Here is an 18,341-nt window from a genome sequence, read left to right on the forward strand (position 1 = left end):
GAGTTTGCATCCGAAATGTTCCGCGCAGGAAGCAATCTGAAGGATAAATCTCCGGAGGAGATTTTCTACCAGGATTTCAAAAAATTCATCATGGGCGATGTTACGTTTGGTGTCGGCCAGATTACATCCCTCGATGCGGGCGAGCTGGAATCCATCAAGGAACAGCTTCTGCCGCAGATGGAAAGCGAGTGCGGAAAACACGGCATCGAGATGGTATTCTTTATGCTGACCAATATTATAGAAGAATCTACAGAGCTTCTGTATTATGGAAGCGGGGCAAAGGAAGTCATCGAAAAAGCTTTTGAGGATCTTCCGGTCAACGAGGTCAGCTGCGAGCTGAAGGGTGTTGTGTCGAGAAAGAAACAGCTGATTCCGGCATTTATGATGGCGCTGCAGAATCAGTAAAAACAGAAAAAATAAAAAAGCGTGGTTCCGGGCCTGAAAACAGATCCGGGGCACGCTTTTTTCGGTCATAAAAGGGTGAAAAAGAGGAAAGGAAAGAAATAAGAATGGGAAAACAGACATGGAAAGCGGGAAATATGCTGTATCCGCTGCCGGCGGTCATGGTGTCGGTGCGCGGAAAGAACGGGGAGGACAACATCATCACCGTTGCCTGGGCCGGCACGGTGTGTACGAATCCTCCGATGGTATCGATCTCGGTGCGGCCGGAACGCTACAGCTATCAGATGATCAAAGAGAGCGGTGCGTTCGTCATCAACCTGACGACGGAGGACCTCTGCTATGCGACCGACTACTGCGGCGTGCGCTCGGGAAGAGATGTGGATAAGTTCAAAGAGATGAAACTGACGAAAGTCGAGGCGGAGGAGATTTCCGCACCGATGATCGGGGAGTCGCCGGTTAATATCGAGTGTAAAGTGGAGCAGGTGCTCGAACTGGGCTCGCATCACATGTTTCTTGCAAAAGTTGTGGCTGTCCATGCGGATGAGGCATACATGGATGAGCACGGCCGCTTCGATCTGAACCGCGCGAAACCGATTGTGTATTCCCACGGAGAGTACTTTGGAGTCGGGAAAAAGCAGGGAACCTTTGGCTGGAGCGTGAAGAAAAAATCGAAAACACCTAATATAAAAACAAAAAACCGCCGCTAATCTTTATTTTCTAAAGAATCAGCATGCGAAATTTTATGGTACTTTCGGTAAAAATATACAAAATCGACAAAAATACTGAGTAAATATTAGAAAACGCTACAAAATCATGATTTATTAGAAATTTTTTGCGTGAAATATTGCAGAAACCGGATATTTTATGCTATAATATCAACCAATCGTTGACCTTATAAAATTAAGTGATCCGGAGGACGGGAGAATCCACCGGAGACGCGAGAGAGTGCGGAAATGATTTTCTCCACGCTTTAAGGCTGATGAGAACCGCAGATGGATCTTTTAAAGAAATCTTTCTGCACTACATTAAGGGAGAAATTTCAAGGAGGAAACTAACATGTCATACGTAGATGAGGTTATTGAGTCCGTAGTTGCAAAAAACCCAGCTGAACCGGAATTCCATCAGGCAGTCAAAGAGGTTCTGGAATCTCTTCGCCCTGTTATTGAAGCAAACGAGGAAAAATACAGAAAAGTTGCTCTTCTGGAGAGAATGGTAGAGCCAGAGCGTCAGATCAAATTCCGTGTGCCGTGGGTAGACGATAAAGGACAGGCTCATGTAAACACCGGATATCGTGTACAGTTTAACAGTGCAATCGGACCTTACAAAGGAGGAATCCGTCTGCATCCTTCTGTAAATATTGGTATTATCAAATTCCTGGGATTCGAGCAGGTATTCAAAAACTCACTGACCAGCCTTCCGATCGGCGGAGGTAAAGGTGGTTCTGACTTCGATCCGAAAGGAAAATCTGACAGAGAGATCATGGCATTCTGCCAGAGCTTTATGACAGAGCTTTGCAAATATATCGGCGCAGACACCGACGTACCGGCTGGTGACATCGGAACAGGCGCAAGAGAGATCGGCTTCATGTTCGGACAGTACAAGAGAATCCGCGGCGTATACGAAGGCGTTCTGACTGGTAAAGGTTTAAGCTACGGCGGATCTTTAGCAAGAACAGAGGCTACCGGATACGGACTGCTGTACCTGACCCAGGAGCTGCTGAAACTGAACGGCATCGACATCGCAGGCAAGACCGCTTGTGTATCCGGTTCCGGAAACGTTGCAATCTATGCAATCGAGAAAGCTACTCAGCTTGGTGTGAAAGTTCTCACCTGCTCTGACTCCAACGGATGGGTTTACGATCCAGACGGAATCGATGTAGCTGCATTAAAAGAAATCAAAGAAGTAAACCGTGCCCGTCTGACCGAGTACAAGAAATATCGTCCAAACTCCGAGTACCACGAAGGACGCGGCGTATGGGTTGTAAAAGCAGACCTTGCTCTTCCTTGCGCAACTCAGAACGAGCTGCTGCTTGAGGATGCAAAAGCACTTGTTGAGAACGGATGCACTGCAGTATGCGAGGGCGCTAACATGCCTACTACTCTGGAAGCAACCAAATATCTGCAGGAGCACGGCGTAATCTTCGCACCTGGAAAGGCTGCAAATGCAGGTGGTGTTGCAACATCCGCACTCGAGATGTCCCAGAACTCCGAGCGTCTGTCCTGGACCTTCGATGAAGTTGATGCAAAACTGAAAAATATCATGATCAACATCACACACAACATGGCTGATGCTGCAAAACGTTACGGCCATGAGGGCGACTATGTTATGGGCGCTAACATCGCAGGCTTTGAGAAAGTAGCTGACGCTATGATGGCTCAGGGAATCTGCTAATCCGATTTTGAAAAATCCAAAGGGATCTCCGGCTAAGACCGGGGGTCCCTTTTTGCATAAAAGATAGAAGAAACATAGAAAAATAACGAAAATTACAGGGTACAAAAAACATTACATTTTGCAACGAGACTAGACAGAAAAAATAGACTTTCACGCGGTACCGTGTGAATGAAACGACAGAATATTCGAGTAAGTTGTATTATTATGCATAAATGCAATATACAGGTAAGATAAAAACGTAAGAAAAAAGATATTTTATGTTCAGAAATAGAGCGTATAGTAAACAAAAATAATGCAAAAATAATGAAAAGCAGAAGTTGACAAGAGCTTGCGTGAGAAATATAATTATTTATGTATTGATAAAGAACTTGTTTGCATTAATATGTAATGAATTTGCATACAGGGAAGAGGAAGAGAAGATGACATTAAAAGATTGCTACATGCAGATGGGAGCAGATTACGAGGAAACCGTTCAGCGGCTTCGCAGTGAATCTCTGATTCAGCGGATCATTTTAAAATTTCCTCAGGATCCGAGCTATCAGGAGCTTTGCCAGGCACTGGCGGACGGAAATATTGAGGTTGCATTCCGTGCAGCTCATACATTAAAAGGCGTGTGCCAGAATCTTGGTTTTAAAAATCTGTACGAGCCAAGCGCCGAGCTGACCGAGCGGTTAAGACCGCTGCAGGAGACCGAGACGGATGATCTGATGCAGAAGGTGACGGAAGAATATAACCGCACCGTAAAAGCGATTGAGGATTTCCAGAACGCTTAAATTGAAGGAAGAAAACAAGGAGACATTGATCTGTGAGATGAGGAACACAGACCGGTGTCTCCTTTTTATGGAATTCTGTACAAGATGCGGGTTGACGGGAAAAAAGAAACATGATAATCTTTTTACATAAAAGCACAGCTTATGAAGAAGACTTGTTTAAAAAGAAAAACTTATAAGTATCTATAAGAAAAAACAAGGACGCTTTGCCGGAAAAATTCCGGCTGTGCAGGGCATATTCCATACCGAAAGGCAAGGCAGCCCAAATCTACAAAAGCAGGAGAAAAGCAATGAAAAAAGAAAAAAGTTCAGCTATGGGAACCCCGTACACCTTTGAAGGACGGATTCCGCTGAAGCAGGCGATTCCGCTTGGATTGCAGCACGTAATGGCGATGTTCGTAGGAAACCTCACCCCGCTTCTGATCATCATGGGAGCGTGCGGTCTGACGGCGGATGCGGGCTACGGTGCACTTCGTACGGCTCTTTTGCAGAATGCAATGACAGTAGCCGGTATTGTAACACTGGTACAGATGTTTTCGATTGGACCGATCGGCGGTAAAGTGCCGATTGTTATGGGTACATCTTCTGGATTCCTCGGCGTATTCAAGAGCGTGACAGCCGTGCTGGGACAGGGCGCGCTGACGTACGGCGCTATCCTTGGTGCGACAATTGTCGGCGGTCTGTTTGAGGGCGTGCTTGGCGTCTGTTTAAAGCCGCTTCGTAAATTTTTCCCGTCGGTTGTTACCGGCTGTGTCGTTATGGCGATCGGTCTTTCGCTGATTCCGGTTGGAATCAATTATCTCTGCGGCGGTTCCGGAACGAACGATTACGGTTCCATACAGAACCTGTTCCTTGGTATGGTCGTTCTGATTGTAACGCTGGCACTGAAGCACTTTACAAATCCGAAGGGAATCTTAAGCACGGCTTCAATTCTGATCGGTATTTTAGTCGGCTACGTGGTAGCTATTATTATGACCATGGTTCTGCCGCATACCGGAACGGCGGTTCTTGAGGATGGAAGCACTGTTTCCTATACATATTCCTGGGTTGTCAATTTCCAGCAGGTAAAAGATGCGTCCTGGTTCGCACTCCCTGGTATTGCAGGCTTTGGAAAACTGGCTGAGGTAAAACCAGTCTTCCGTGTGGAGGCAATTCTCCCGGTAGCGATCATGTTCATCGTAACAACCGTTGAGACGGTCGGCGATATCTGCGCCTGCGTAGAGAGCGGTATGGACCGCGAGGCAACCGATTCTGAGCTTTCCGGCGGTATCATCTGCGACGGTCTCGGATCCAGCTTTGCAGCAGCACTTGGCGTTCTCCCGAATACTTCTTTTGCACAGAACGTCGGCATTATTTCGATGACAAAAATCGTAAACCGTATGGCACTTTCCTGCGGAGCCATTTTCCTGATCCTCTGCGGACTCTGCCCGAAGATTGCAGCATTTGTATCCATTATGCCGCAGTCCGTACTCGGCGGTGCAGCCGTTATGATGTTTGCGTCAATTCTGGTTTCCGGTATCCAGCTCATCACAAAAGAGCCGATTACGAGCCGTGAGATCACGATCGTTTCTGTTGCACTGGGTCTTGGCTACGGCCTTGGTTCCACAGCGGGAGCAACTTCTGAGCTTCCTTATTATATCCAGCTGATTTTCGGCGGCTCCGGTATTGTTCCGGCAGCTGTTGCGGCGATTGTACTAAATATTATTATTCCAAAAGAGAAGAAAAAAGCAGAATAAAGAACAAAAAAAGAAAAAGAACCTCTTATGTTTCCGGAAAGAAGTATTCCCGGGGAGAGATAAGAGGTTCTTTTTTATTGTGCTGCCCGGCATTCGGAGGGAACTGCCGGTAGAAGGCTCTGCAGGTAAAATGTCTGAAAATACGAGGAATATACAAAGTGACGGAAAAAGCACAAAAAATCCGTCAATAGATAAAAGAATAACGAAAAAGAAAAAGTCAAGATTGACTATAAATTTTAAAATAGTGTACAAAATCGACAATATGAATTAAAAAAACGAAATAAATTGTGAAAAATACATAAAAAATGCTTGTCAAAACGGGTGGAAGAGAGGTATAATCATTGCATAAAAAGTGTGACGAAAATGTGAAAGTTTTAGGCAAAACGTATGATTAAAAACAATGGATTCTTCGTAAGCCTGGACAAAAGCAACAACGGAGCACGCAAAAAGAACGTAAATCACAAGGAGGACACCAAATGAAAAAGAAAGTAATTTCTGCATTACTGGCAAGTACCATGATCGTAAGCCTGGTAGCATGTGGCAGCACTGGAGGAGACAGTTCTGACACAAACAGCAAGAGCAGCGGCACAACAGCATCAAGTACGGCAGGCGGCGATGAAGCAAAGGATACCTCATCGGACAGCGGCTCCGGCGATGCAGCAGGTTCTGGTGACTGGGTTGCAGCAGCTGATGAAGCAGATGATGCAGTACCGGGTGAAAATGACGATCGTGCGTTTGCAAAATTTGATCATGTCGTAGAAGTACATTATGGATATCAGATCGACCCGAAGGATACCACACTTCCGGACGGCGATTCCGTAGATAACAACCAGTACACCAGATACCTTCTGGATAACTACAACATCAAAGTTGTCTGCGACTGGACTGCAGGTAATGCATCTGACTTCCAGCAGAAAGTATCTCTGGCAATCGCATCTGCTTCCCTTCCGGATGCAGTCGTTGCACCAACCCGTAACTACCTGGTACAGGCAGCAAGAGCAGATCTTCTTGCAGACCTCTGGCCGGAGTTCAACCAGTACGCATCCAAACAGGTAAAAGAAATCATCGAGACTACCGAAGGACGTGCGATCAACAATGCAACCGTAGACGGAACCTTCTGTGCACTGCCAAACATATCGGTAGATACCGATGGTGTTTACCTGTACTTTATCCGTCAGGACTGGCTGGATCAGTTAGGACTGGAAGTTCCGAAGACCGTAGATGAACTCGGCGAAGTAGCTCAGAAATTTAAAGACGCAGGTCTCAGCCCGGATTATGCAATCGCAGGTATTGATAACGGCGGAAGAACCTACTCCAACTTCCTGAACTCCTCCAACAACGGATACGGTTTCGATGCTGTATATCAGGCATTCAATGCAACACCGGGATATTTTCTGAAAGATGATTCCGGCGAACTGTACTGGGGAACTACAACAGATGAAATGAAAGAAGCCCTTACCACCTTACATGACTGGTATGAAAAAGGCCTCATCAACCCGGAGGTTGGAACCACAACCAACGGCGACAATGCAAACAATGTTAAGAACGGAACCTGCGGTATCTTCATGGGACCATGGTGGAGCCTTGGATACGGAAACCCGGATTCCTTCCGTAACGATAACAATGCAAACTGGCAGGCATATCCGCTGTACACCAAAGACGGTGAGTGGAATATTCATATGAAAGACGTTGGAACCACTTATACTATGGTAAACAAAAACGCATCGGATGATGTGAAGAAAGCCATTGTTATCATGAACAACGTACTCGTTCGTGATGAGTCTACCTTCGATACTTCTGTAGCAATCGGCTGGTATCCGCTGCGTAACTGTATGGCAGCTACCGATGAGTGCGAGTATGAGTATGATGCACTGATGGGAATCATCAAAGGCGAAGCAAGCGCAGATGATTATCAGCAGGGCGGAAGCAAATTCAACGGTCTGTACAAGAACCTGGCAAACGATGCCGCAACTCTGAAAGACGTTATCTCTGAGGACTATGACGGATCCAGAGATCTGGCAGTAACCGATATGGATGTCAACACCAACAACGGACAGTTCAACAGATTCTATGCACTGCTGATTGGTGATCGTCCATACGCAACACTTGAGCCGGATCACAAGATCTATTCTGAACTGTACTACACCATCGACGGAATGGATACCTACTGGACCCAGATTTCTGACCTGGAAGACAAGAGTATCCTTCAGTTCATCACTGGTGCGAAGAGCCTTGACGAGTGGGATCAGTTCTGCACCGACTGGCATGTACAGGGTGGTGATCAGATCCTTGAGCTGGTAAAAGATTACCTGGCTGAGTAACTAATGTAAATGTATGATGTGGAGGGTGGGGTACAGGAAAGCCTGTACCCCACTACTTTAAAAAAATGACATCAAAGGAGGAGCTTGCCGTGAAGAAGAAAAAAGGCCATCTCGGGCTGTCAAATTCCTTTCACTATACGTTAATGGTTCTGCCGGGTTATATCTGGCTGTTTATGTTTTCTATCGTTCCGATGGTTGGTATTGTAATGGCATTCCAGGATTACAATCCGAGCAAAGGATGGTTCGGCTCTCCGTGGGTAGGTTTGAAATGGTTTAAATACCTGACCGTTATCCCGGATGCAAAACGGGCACTTGTCAATACTCTGATTATTGCAATCGCAAAGGTTATCCTGAATATCATCATTCCTCTGGTGTTCGCACTGCTGCTGAATGAGGTAAAGAATATGAAGTTCAAAAAGACGGTTCAGACGATCGTATATCTGCCGCACTTCGTATCCTGGGTTATCCTTGCAAACATCATCACCAATATCCTTGGCGCAAACGGAATTTTCAACACGGTCCGCAGCGCAATGGGTGCAACGGATACCGTTCTTCCGATGACCATGCCTGGCATCTTCCGTCAGTTACTGATCGGAACTGATGTATGGAAAGAGTTCGGTTACAACGCAGTTATTTATCTTGCAGCGCTGACCGGCATCAGCCCGAGCCTTTACGAGGCAGCTGCAATCGACGGCGCAAGCCGCTGGAAACGTGTATGGCACATCACCATCCCGGGACTGGTTCCGACCATCGTTCTTCTGACCACACTGGCAATGGGCAACGTTCTGAATGCAGGTTTCGACCAGGTATTCAACATGTACAACCAGCTGGTTATTGAAACTGGTGATATCATCGATACATACGTATACCGTATTGGTATTACAAACATGCAGTTCTCGCTGGCTACTGCAGCAGGTCTCTTTAAATCTGTTGTCAGCTTCGTGCTGGTTGTTACTTCTTATGTTTGTGCTTACAAGTTTGCTGATTACAAGATTTTCTAAGGAGGGCAGAAATTATGATAGAAAGCAAGAGTTTTGGCAGCAAAGCGTTTAAAGTCATAAATGCTATCATCCTGATTCTCCTGGCATTCAGCTGTTTTTATCCGTTATGGTATACGTTCTGCGTATCTATTTCTTCAAAAGCAGCCGCTGAGGGTGGTCTTGTAACGATTTACCCGATCGGATCAAACGTAAAATCCTACAGCCTGATTATGGGTGATTCCGCATTCTGGAATTCCTTCTGGATTTCCATCAAACGAGTTGTCATCGGAACCGTATGGACCATGGTTGTCCTGATCATGATGTCCTATCCGCTGGCAAAGAGCAAAACAGAGTACAAACCGAGAAACGTCCTGATGTGGATCCTGGTATTCTGTATGCTGTTCAATGGTGGTACTATTCCGTGGTTCATCACCGTTAAAAACTATGGCATGATCGATACCATGGCAGCGCTGGTTCTGGCTGGTTCTGTTCCGGTATTCAACGTACTCCTTATGATGAACTTCTTCCGCGGTATCCCGGGAGACCTTGAGGAGGCAGCCCGTGTAGACGGTGCCGGCCCGTGGCGTATCCTGTGGCAGATCGTAGTTCCGTGTTCCAAACCGGTTATCGCAACCATCGTCCTCTTCACATCTGTTGGTTACTGGAACGAGTATTTCCAGGGCCTGGTATTAATGAACAAGGAGACGAACTATCCGTTACAGACCTACATCCGTCAGATCTCCGTTCAGATCCCGGTAGGCGTAACCCTGACCGCAGAGCAGTATCAGCAGTTAGCACAGAACTCCAACAAATCTCTGGAGGCAGCAAAGGTATTCATCGCCCTTGTTCCTATGCTGATTGTATATCCGTTCCTGCAGAAATACTTTGTAACCGGTATTACACTGGGAGCAGTAAAAGAATAATGAAATACACGAAAAGAGGCTTTCTGAAGCGAAACAGAAAGCCGCTTTTTTTGTGCTTTTCTGCGATGGAAAACGGGGGTGGTGTCCGCAGGTTTTTCTTGCGTCCGTGGGGAAAACAGCGTAAGATAAAGAGGTATTGAGACAAAAGAGCAAATTGCTTTTGGAAGGAATTTTAGTATGAAGGTACTTACTTTTGGAGAAGTGATGCTGCGTCTGAAAACACCGGAGCATCTGAAAATTTTACAGGCAGATACATTTGAGGCCAATTACGGCGGCGCGGAGGCGAATGTTGCGGTTTCCCTGGCGACACTCGGGGACGATGTTTCGTACGTGACAAAAGTGCCGGAGCACCAGGTGGGACAGGCAGCCGTCAATGAGATCCGCCGGTTCGGCGTCGATACATCCCGTGTGCTGCGGGGCGGCGGACGCGTCGGTATTTACTATTTTGAAAAGGGAACGAATATCCGCCCGACGAGCGTGGTTTATGACCGCGCTTACAGCGCAATTGCAATGGCAAAGGCAGAGGAATTTGACTGGGAAAAACTGCTTGATGGCGTAGATTTCTTTTATTTTTCCGGTATCACGCCTGCCATCAGCGCGGAGATTGAAAAAGCGCTGGAGAACGCTCTGGCGCTCTGCAGAGAGAAAAAAATCCAGGTGGTATGTGATCTGAACTACCGCGGAAAAATGTGGTCCACGAAGGACGCACAGCGCGTTATGCGCCGTCTGATGGCGTATGTGGATGTCTGCGTTGCAAACGATGAGGATTTTGAATCATCACTTGGCATTCCGGCGTACGACGGAGATATGTCGCGCGGCATTGAGCAGATCGAGTCTTACAAAGAGGGCATGCTGGAAATCCAGAAGCAGTTCCCGAACTGCAAAGCGGTTGCGAGTGTGCTGCGCAATCTCTACACCGTGGAGGACGGCGACTGGATGGGAATTTACCTGAAAGACGGAAAATTCTACGAGAGCCCGGTTCATAAAGTACACAGCTTTGAGGCAGTCGGAGCCGGTGATGCATTTGGCGCGGGACTGATCCATGCGATGCTTCATGATTTTGAGCCGCAGAAAGCCATCGACTTTGCGATTTCCGCAAGTGTCTTAAAGCTAATGATCCAGCACGATGCCAATGTGGCGAGCGAAACAGAGATCGAGCAGATCATGAAGCAGGGCGGAACGAATCTGCAGAGATAGGATAGAGAAAAATTTACGAGACAGCAGGAGGAATAAATCTTGAATAAACAGAATATTATCTTAATAGGAATGCCGGGAGCCGGCAAAAGCAGCGTTGGTGTTATTCTTGCAAAGGTGTTGGGATATGAGTTTATTGATACGGATCTTGTGATCCAGCATCGGGAGAAACGTCTTCTGCGCGAGATCATTGCGGATGAAGGAAATGAAGGCTTTCTTGCGATTGAGAATGAAGTCAATGCGACACTGGAAGCCAACAAAAGCGTCATCGCGCCGGGCGGCAGTGCCATTTACGGAAAAGAGGCGATGGAGCATTTTAAAGAAATTGGAACCATCGTTTACCTGAAGCTGTCGTATGAGGATCTGGCGAAACGTCTCGGAAACCTGAAAGGACGCGGCGTCGTGCTGAAAGAGGGCCAGACGCTGAAGGATCTCTACGATGAGAGAAGTAAATTATATGAGCAGTATGCCGAAATTACGGTTGACGAGAGCGGAAGGGATATCCAGGGCACGATCCTGGCGCTCCGCGAGCAGATCGGCATGTAAAACAGAATTGGTGGAATATTCAGGGAAATTTTGAAAACATACGATTATATCATAATAAGGGAAATGTTCTGATAGTTAGAAATTACATATAATGTTTCTCTGAATATTCCTGACCGGAAACGATGGAAAAAGACGGAAATAGCACAGAATGTATTAAAATTGATTTACAAAGTATTAGATTTGAGTTAAGATAAGGGGAGACTGAAAAATAACTGCGGGGAGCAGTGCGTTTCAGCGTATCTGGAGTGTGTAAAAAAACAGGAAAAAGACTTTGATTCGTTAGATATTGGATAAAACACACTCGTTAAGTATGAGAAAGAAAATTTGAGGTGAATATATGGAACAGTATGTCATCAGAGGTGGAAATCCTCTTGTGGGCGAAGTGGAAATCGGGGGAGCAAAAAACGCGGCGCTTGCAATTCTTACGGCAGCAACGATGACCGATGAGACGGTCCTGATCGAAAACCTGCCGGATGTCAGTGATATTAATGTACTTCTGGAAGCAATCGCAGAGATCGGAGCCACCGTGGACCGCATCGACCGCCATACCGTGCGGATCAATGCAGCAACCATCGGAGATCTGAGCGTTGATTATGAATATATCAAAAAAATCCGTGCGTCTTATTATCTTTTAGGCGCGCTGCTTGGAAAATACAAAAGAGCGGAAGTTCCGCTTCCGGGCGGATGTAACATTGGAAGCCGTCCGATCGACCAGCATTTAAAGGGATTCCGCGCACTCGGTGCTGAGGTAAGCATCCGTCATGGCGCAATCGTGGCAAGTGCGGCAGATCTGCATGGAAGCCACATTTTCCTGGATATGGTTTCCGTTGGAGCCACCATCAACATCATGATGGCAGCTTCGATGGCAAGAGGAAATACAACGATTGAGAATGCAGCGAAAGAGCCGCACGTTGTCGATGTGGCGAACTTCCTGAACAGCATGGGAGCAAACATCAAAGGAGCAGGAACCGATGTGATCCGGATCAAGGGTGTCGATACCCTGCACGGAACCAGCTATGCGGTCGTACCGGATATGATCGAGGCAGGTACGTATATGTTTGCAGCAGCAGCTACAAAGGGCGATGTGCTGATTAAAAACGTGATTCCAAAGCATCTGGAAGCAACAACCGCAAAGCTCGAGGAGATTGGCTGCGACGTAGAAGAGTTTGACGATTCCATCCGTGTGAGCGCAAGCAAACGTCTGGGCAGAACACACGTAAAGACACAGCCGTATCCGGGTTACCCGACCGATATGCAGCCGCAGATTGCGGTTACACTGGCACTGGCAAACGGTACGAGTATTGTAACAGAGAGTATTTTTGAAAATCGTTTTAAATATGCGGATGAGCTGGCACGTATGGGCGCCTGTATTAAAGTAGAAGGCAACACGGCGATCATCGACGGCGTAGAGAAATTTACCGGAGCAGAGGTTTCCGCACCGGATCTTCGCGCCGGAGCAGCACTTGTTATTGCAGGTCTTGCAGCAGAGGGTGTTACCGTGGTGGATGATATTGTATACATTCTGCGCGGATACGAGGACTTCGACGGAAAGCTCCGTGGACTCGGCGCTGAAATTGAGCGTGTGAATAATGCAAAGGACATCCAGAAATTCCGGTTAAGAGCGTAAAAACAGTATAAAACAAATGTTGACAAAAAGGACGGTGCAATAAAAGGTACCGTTCTTTTATTTTACCTTATTGCGAAGAAATTGGCTTAAATTTTACTACTATTATTTTCAAAGCTGAGGCGGTCAGTATTGGTAAAAAAAGATATTTAAAAATATACAAATTTATGATATGTTGAATACGAAAACGTTACCGATTATACATTTTGACTAAAAATAATAAAAACCAGAGGGGGACAATATATGTCTAATGAAGAAGAAACACAATATAATCCACAATGTGGGGAGCGAAGAACAATTTTTTCAGATGAGTATGATTTTCTCACAAAAATTGAATCAGTGTGTGCCAAAGAAGATGGAATACATTTTTTGGTACGTACATGGAAAGACCGTATAGCCACAGTTCGTATTACATTTTTGACACCATCGGTATTCAGATTTGTGATGGTGCCGGAGATGACTGCAAAAAGCCACAGACAGACGGTAGTCGAAGATGTACCTGAATCGGAGTTTGAAACAAAAAATGCAGAATTTACAGAAAATGAAGATCTGTATATATATGAAACAAATCAGTTAAGTCTTCATTTTTCAAAAAACTACTGGGAAATGTCCATATATCAGAATGGAAAATTATTGACGAAAGAACAGGCTTTTGACACTAATGTCGATAACCGGTGGAAACAGCTTCCAACAGGATTTAGAGTAGATGCATCTGGAAAAAGTATAGCCTCATTTGAGCAGTTTGTATTATTCTCCGATGAGCAATTTTGGGGATTTGGAGAGAAGTTTACACATTTTAATAAACGTGGACAAAGAATAGAGTGTTGGCAAAAAGATGCATTGTCTACTAATACGGAGGATTCATATAAAAGTCATCCGTATTTTACAAGCAGCCGGGGATATTCAGTATTGTTAAATACATTTACGCGTTCATCATTTGATATGGGTGCTTCATCATGGATCAGTTATCAGATGGGCAGTGACGATCCTATTCTGGATTATATTTTCCTGGCAGAAGAAAGCAAAGACTATAAGAAGCTGTTGCAGCAGTATTTGCAGATTACAGGGCAGATACCTATGATTCCACAGTGGGCTTTTGGTTTCTGGATGTCAAAATGCTCTTATATGAGCCGTAAAGAAGTCGAGGATGTTGTTGCTGATGCTGAAAAATTTGGAATAGGTATCGATGTAATTCATATCGATGGCTGGCAGAGGCAGGATATGTCTGGTGTATGGGAATGGGATACAGAACGTTTCCCTGAACCGGAAGAAATGATTAAAGAATTAAATAAAAAGAACATACATTTAAGTCTTTGGAATTATCCGTACTTGCAGGAAGATTCGCCGGCATTTAAGGAACTGGCAGAACGTGGATTTTTTATAAAAAATAAAGAAGGGCATCCTGCAATGTTTAAAGCGACTGCAGATTCAGAGTTTTTGTGTGCCTGCTTTGATTTCACGAATCCGGAATTTCTGGCATGGTATGAGGAACGTGTGAAAAAAATCGTCAGAATGGGTGTATCAGTGATAAAAACAGATTTCTCTGAAGCAGTACCTGAAGATGTTGTATTTTACAATGGCATGAGCGGGCGAGAAGGACATAATCTTCTGACGTATCTGTATGCAAAAAATATTTACACATGGATGAAAGAAATTTGCGACGAACGTGGGGAATTGCCAATGCTTTGGGGACGCAGTGGGTATGTGGGTTCTCATACGATCCCGGCAGCATGGGCAGGAGATTCTTCCAGTGATAAAGCAAGTCACAGTGCAATCCTTCAGGCCGGACTTGGGATGGCTATGTCTGGTGTATCTTTCTGGGGTTATGATCTTGGCGGATTTTATAATACAGGTTATATCGGAAATGAGGAGCGTCCGAATGTAGAAGATTACCTTTCCTCTGTGCAGATGGGATTGTGGATGCCATTATCCAGAGCGCACGGTAAAACACCGCGGGAACCATGGCAGTATGGAGATATGGCATTAAAAGAAGTAAAAAAATGGATTAACTTCAGACATCGACTTGTGCCATATCTTTATCACACAGCCTGCCAGAGTCATCAGTCTGGTATTCCAATGATTCGTCCGCTTGTGATGGAATATCCGAAAGATCCAATCGCAAAGACACAGAATCTGTCTTATATGCTTGGTGATGCATTGCTTATTTCACCCGGATTTGACAGAGATGAATATGAACTGTATCTTCCGGAAGGCCGGTGGCAGGATATTGAAAGTAAAGAAGTATATGAGGGAATGACATTTGTTCATATAGAAAACAAAGCTTTTGCTGATGGTGGTACATCTCTTCGGGTTTTCCAGAAAGAAGGAACAAGTATACCATTGTTTGCTCAAAAAGAAGTATTGCATGTGCCTGCACAACTATGGAAACAGGAAGATCTTGAATTTATGACATTTCAGAAAAAAGATGTTGATTAGCTATTGTGCACAAAATAGATGCATAAAAATATGAAAAATGAGTAAAAATAAAAAAGCTGGAATAATAAGAACTGACTTGACAAAAGAGATTTATCTGTGCTATATTCAACTACAGTTGTAGTGTGTAACTCGATTTTTGGAGGCATTAACTATACATAACAGGAATTGTTTATGTGGGTTAGTGTCTCTTTTTTGTACTCTGTTTCAGAAAAAGAGTACAGACCGGCTAAAAAGATGCAAAACCGCAGAAACTCTTCTTGTAAAAAGTATAAACTACACAAGGAGTAAAAAAATGAAGGACAAAATTTTTAGTGTTCTGCAGCGAGTGGGAAGAAGCTTTATGCTCCCGATCGCAATCCTTCCGGTAGCCGGACTTTTACTGGGAATCGGAAGCTCATTTACCAATGCAACCACGATTGAAACGTACGGGCTGACAAGCTTGCTCGGCAACGGCACAATTCTTCATGCACTGCTGGTGATCATGAACAAGGTAGGAAGTGCTGTGTTTGATAACCTGCCTCTGATCTTTGCGGTAGGTGTTGCAATTGGTATGGCAAAGAAGGAAAAAGAGGTTTCTGCCCTGTCAGCCGTTATTGCATATTTCGTTATGAATACAGCAATCAACGCAATGCTGACCATTACAGGTCAGATTCTGGAAAACGGAGAAATTGCAGAATCCGTTCTGGAAGGAACCATCACTTCTGTCTGCGGTATTCAGTCGCTGCAGATGGGTGTGTTTGGCGGTATTATTGTCGGTCTTGGAGTCGCTGCACTTCATAATCGTTTTTACCGGATCCAGCTTCCGAATGCACTTTCTTTCTTTGGAGGTACTCGTTTTGTGCCGATTATTTCTACGATCGTCTATATGTTTGTGGGAATTTTAATGTATTTTGTATGGCCGGTTGTACAGAACGGCATTTATGCGCTGGGTGGCCTGGTAACCGGCTCCGGCTATGTCGGAACGCTGATTTTCGGTCTGATTAAACGAGCTCTGATTCCATTTGGTCTGCATCACGTATTTTATATGCCTTTCTGGCAGACAGCAGTCGGAGGTACCATGGAAGTGGCAGGACAGATGGTGCAGGGCGGACAGAATATTTTCTTCGCACAGCTTGCGGATTCTGCGAATGTCGCACATTTCAGTGCAGATGCAACGAGATATTTCTCCGGAGAATTTATTTTTATGATTTTCGGACTTCCGGGAGCAGCACTTGCCATGTACCATTGTGCGAAACCGGAGAAGAAAAAAGCGGCAGGCGGTCTGCTTCTTTCCGCAGCACTTGCGTGTATGGCAACCGGTATCACAGAACCGCTGGAATTCTCGTTCCTGTTTGTTGCGCCGGCGTTGTTTGTCGTGCAGGTTATTCTTGCGGGAACAGCTTATATGATCGCACACATCCTGAATATCGCAGTAGGTCTTACCTTTTCCGGCGGACTTCTGGACTTCTTCCTGTTCGGTATTTTGCAGGGAAATGAAAAGACAAGCTGGATGAGGGTGATTCCGGTCGGCATTCTTTATTTCTTCCTGTACTATTTTATCTTCAAATTCATGATTAAAAAGTTTGATTTTAAGACACCGGGTCGTGAGGATGATGATGTAGAAACCAAGCTTTATACGAAAGCAGATGTAAATGCCAGAAAAGAAGCGCAGAACGATGGGGCAGCATCGGAGGATGCCATGAGTGAAGCAATCACAAGAGGTCTTGGCGGAAAGAAAAATATTTCGGATGTGGACTGCTGTGCAACAAGACTGCGCTGTACGGTTCATGATGCGGCGAGAGTCAGCGATAGTATTTTAAAGGCGACAGGAGCATCTGGCGTTGTGCATAAAGGAAATGGCGTACAGGTTATTTACGGACCAAACGTAACTGTGATAAAATCAAATTTAGAGGATTATCTGGAAAAAGCTCCGAATACGTATGCGGAAGCAGAAAATGCACCAGCCAAAAAAGAGGCGGAGCCAGCGCAGGAAACAAAAGAACAGAAGGTTGTGGATACTATTACTGTCTGCAGTCCGATGAGCGGACTGGCAGCAGATCTTTCTACTGCGCCGGACGAAGCATTTGCGGAAAAGATGATGGGAGACGGCGCTGTTGTAACACCGGAAGATCCTTATGTGCGTGCTCCGGAGGACGGAGAAGTTGCGTTTGTTTTTGACACAAAACATGCGATTGGATTTGTAACTGATTCCGGGGTCAGCCTTCTGATTCATGTCGGAATTGATACAGTAAAACTGAACGGAGAGGGATTTGAGGCACTGGTAGAAAGCGGCCAGACCGTGAAAAAAGGTGATCCGATGCTGAAGCTGGATCTGGAATATCTGAAAACACATGCGCCGTCGGTTACGTCACCGGTTCTTTGCACAGAGCTGGAGGAGAACCAGAGAATCCGTCTTTTGGCAGACGGACCGGTAAAAGCAGGAGATCCTTTATTTGCGATTGAGATTCTCGCGTAAGCTGTGCCTTAAAAACGGGTGAGAAGAATGTACAGGATAGCAAAAACACTGAACCACAATTCATTTATTGGTGTGGAAGAAGAAAATAACCGGGAATATCTGGTCATGGGAAAAGGAATTGCGTTTGGAAAAAAAACGGGACAGCGTGTGCAGCCGGGAGACGATGCCCGCATTTATTCCCTGACAGAGATGACGGAGAGAGGAAATGCCAGAACCATTGTACAGGGCGTTTCTCCGCTCAGCCTGGAGCTGGCGAGTGCCGTGCTTGACGAGGCAGAAAAGGAATTTGGAAAAATTGACCGTTCCATCGTTTTTCCAATGGCAGATCACCTGGATTTTGCTGTCCGGCGGATTCAGAACGGTGAGCAGATCAGCAATCCGCTCACCGACGATATCCGTGTGATGTTTTACAAAGAGTATAAAGTTGCTTCCTGTATCAGGGAGCTTTTAAAAGAACGGCTTCAGATCGAGATTGATGAACATGAAATCGGCTATCTTGCACTTCACGTTCATTCGGCAATTGTGGAGGAAAATGTTTCACAGGCCATGGAAGTGGCAAGAGC

The 18,341-nt window shown here is 45.5% G+C and carries 14 protein-coding genes; all 14 read left to right on the top strand.

Annotation, left to right across the window (positions count from 1 at the left end):
- Nucleotides 1–405, top strand: a 405-nt coding sequence (locus tag ACY2VW_RS12010; protein ID WP_461878234.1) for a DHHA2 domain-containing protein, incomplete at its 5' end; no start/stop codon positions are given.
- A 104-nt stretch (nt 406–509) separates the two neighbouring features.
- A complete protein-coding gene (locus ACY2VW_RS12015; protein ID WP_461875126.1) occupies nt 510–1,109 on the top strand; it encodes a flavin reductase family protein in 600 nt (199 codons plus the stop codon).
- Between the two features lie 349 nt (nt 1,110–1,458).
- Nucleotides 1,459–2,793 (top strand): NADP-specific glutamate dehydrogenase, encoded by a 1,335-nt coding sequence (gene gdhA / locus ACY2VW_RS12020; RefSeq protein WP_461878235.1) that lies wholly within the window; start codon nt 1,459–1,461, stop codon nt 2,791–2,793.
- A 419-nt stretch (nt 2,794–3,212) separates the two neighbouring features.
- A complete protein-coding gene (locus tag ACY2VW_RS12025; protein ID WP_055220310.1) occupies nt 3,213–3,566 on the top strand; it encodes an Hpt domain-containing protein in 354 nt (117 codons plus the stop codon).
- A gap of 287 nt (nt 3,567–3,853) precedes the next feature.
- Nucleotides 3,854–5,299: a uracil-xanthine permease family protein gene (locus ACY2VW_RS12030; RefSeq protein ID WP_117762173.1), complete on the top strand. Its 1,446-nt coding sequence runs from the start codon at nt 3,854–3,856 to the stop codon at nt 5,297–5,299.
- A 476-nt stretch (nt 5,300–5,775) separates the two neighbouring features.
- Nucleotides 5,776–7,620, top strand: coding sequence for an extracellular solute-binding protein (locus tag ACY2VW_RS12035; protein WP_173815440.1), 1,845 nt, complete (start codon nt 5,776–5,778; stop codon nt 7,618–7,620).
- An 89-nt stretch (nt 7,621–7,709) separates the two neighbouring features.
- Complete coding sequence (locus ACY2VW_RS12040; protein WP_238033680.1) at nt 7,710–8,621, top strand: ABC transporter permease; 912 nt, start codon at nt 7,710–7,712, stop codon at nt 8,619–8,621.
- A 14-nt stretch (nt 8,622–8,635) separates the two neighbouring features.
- On the top strand, nt 8,636–9,523 hold the full coding sequence (locus tag ACY2VW_RS12045; RefSeq protein ID WP_270492313.1) for a carbohydrate ABC transporter permease: 888 nt from the start codon (nt 8,636–8,638) through the stop codon (nt 9,521–9,523).
- Nucleotides 9,524–9,700: 177 nt separating this feature from the next.
- Entirely contained in the window at nt 9,701–10,720 is a 1,020-nt protein-coding gene (locus tag ACY2VW_RS12050) for a PfkB family carbohydrate kinase (protein WP_461878236.1), read from the top strand.
- A 36-nt stretch (nt 10,721–10,756) separates the two neighbouring features.
- Nucleotides 10,757–11,263, top strand: coding sequence for a shikimate kinase (locus ACY2VW_RS12055; protein WP_238061577.1), 507 nt, complete (start codon nt 10,757–10,759; stop codon nt 11,261–11,263).
- 337 nt (nt 11,264–11,600) lie between these two features.
- The gene (locus ACY2VW_RS12060) at nt 11,601–12,890 is read left to right on the top strand and encodes a UDP-N-acetylglucosamine 1-carboxyvinyltransferase (RefSeq protein ID WP_117510690.1); all 1,290 of its coding nucleotides are present in this window, start codon (nt 11,601–11,603) and stop codon (nt 12,888–12,890) included.
- A 240-nt stretch (nt 12,891–13,130) separates the two neighbouring features.
- Entirely contained in the window at nt 13,131–15,323 is a 2,193-nt protein-coding gene (locus tag ACY2VW_RS12065; protein WP_461878237.1) for a glycoside hydrolase family 31 protein, read from the top strand.
- A 292-nt stretch (nt 15,324–15,615) separates the two neighbouring features.
- Nucleotides 15,616–17,778: a PTS transporter subunit IIABC gene (locus ACY2VW_RS12070; protein WP_461878238.1), complete on the top strand. Its 2,163-nt coding sequence runs from the start codon at nt 15,616–15,618 to the stop codon at nt 17,776–17,778.
- 27 nt (nt 17,779–17,805) lie between these two features.
- Nucleotides 17,806–18,341 (top strand): PRD domain-containing protein (locus ACY2VW_RS12075; RefSeq protein ID WP_461878239.1); only part of this gene is annotated, 536 nt, incomplete at its 3' end.

The sequence above is a fragment of the Fusicatenibacter sp. genome (assembly GCF_977045365.1).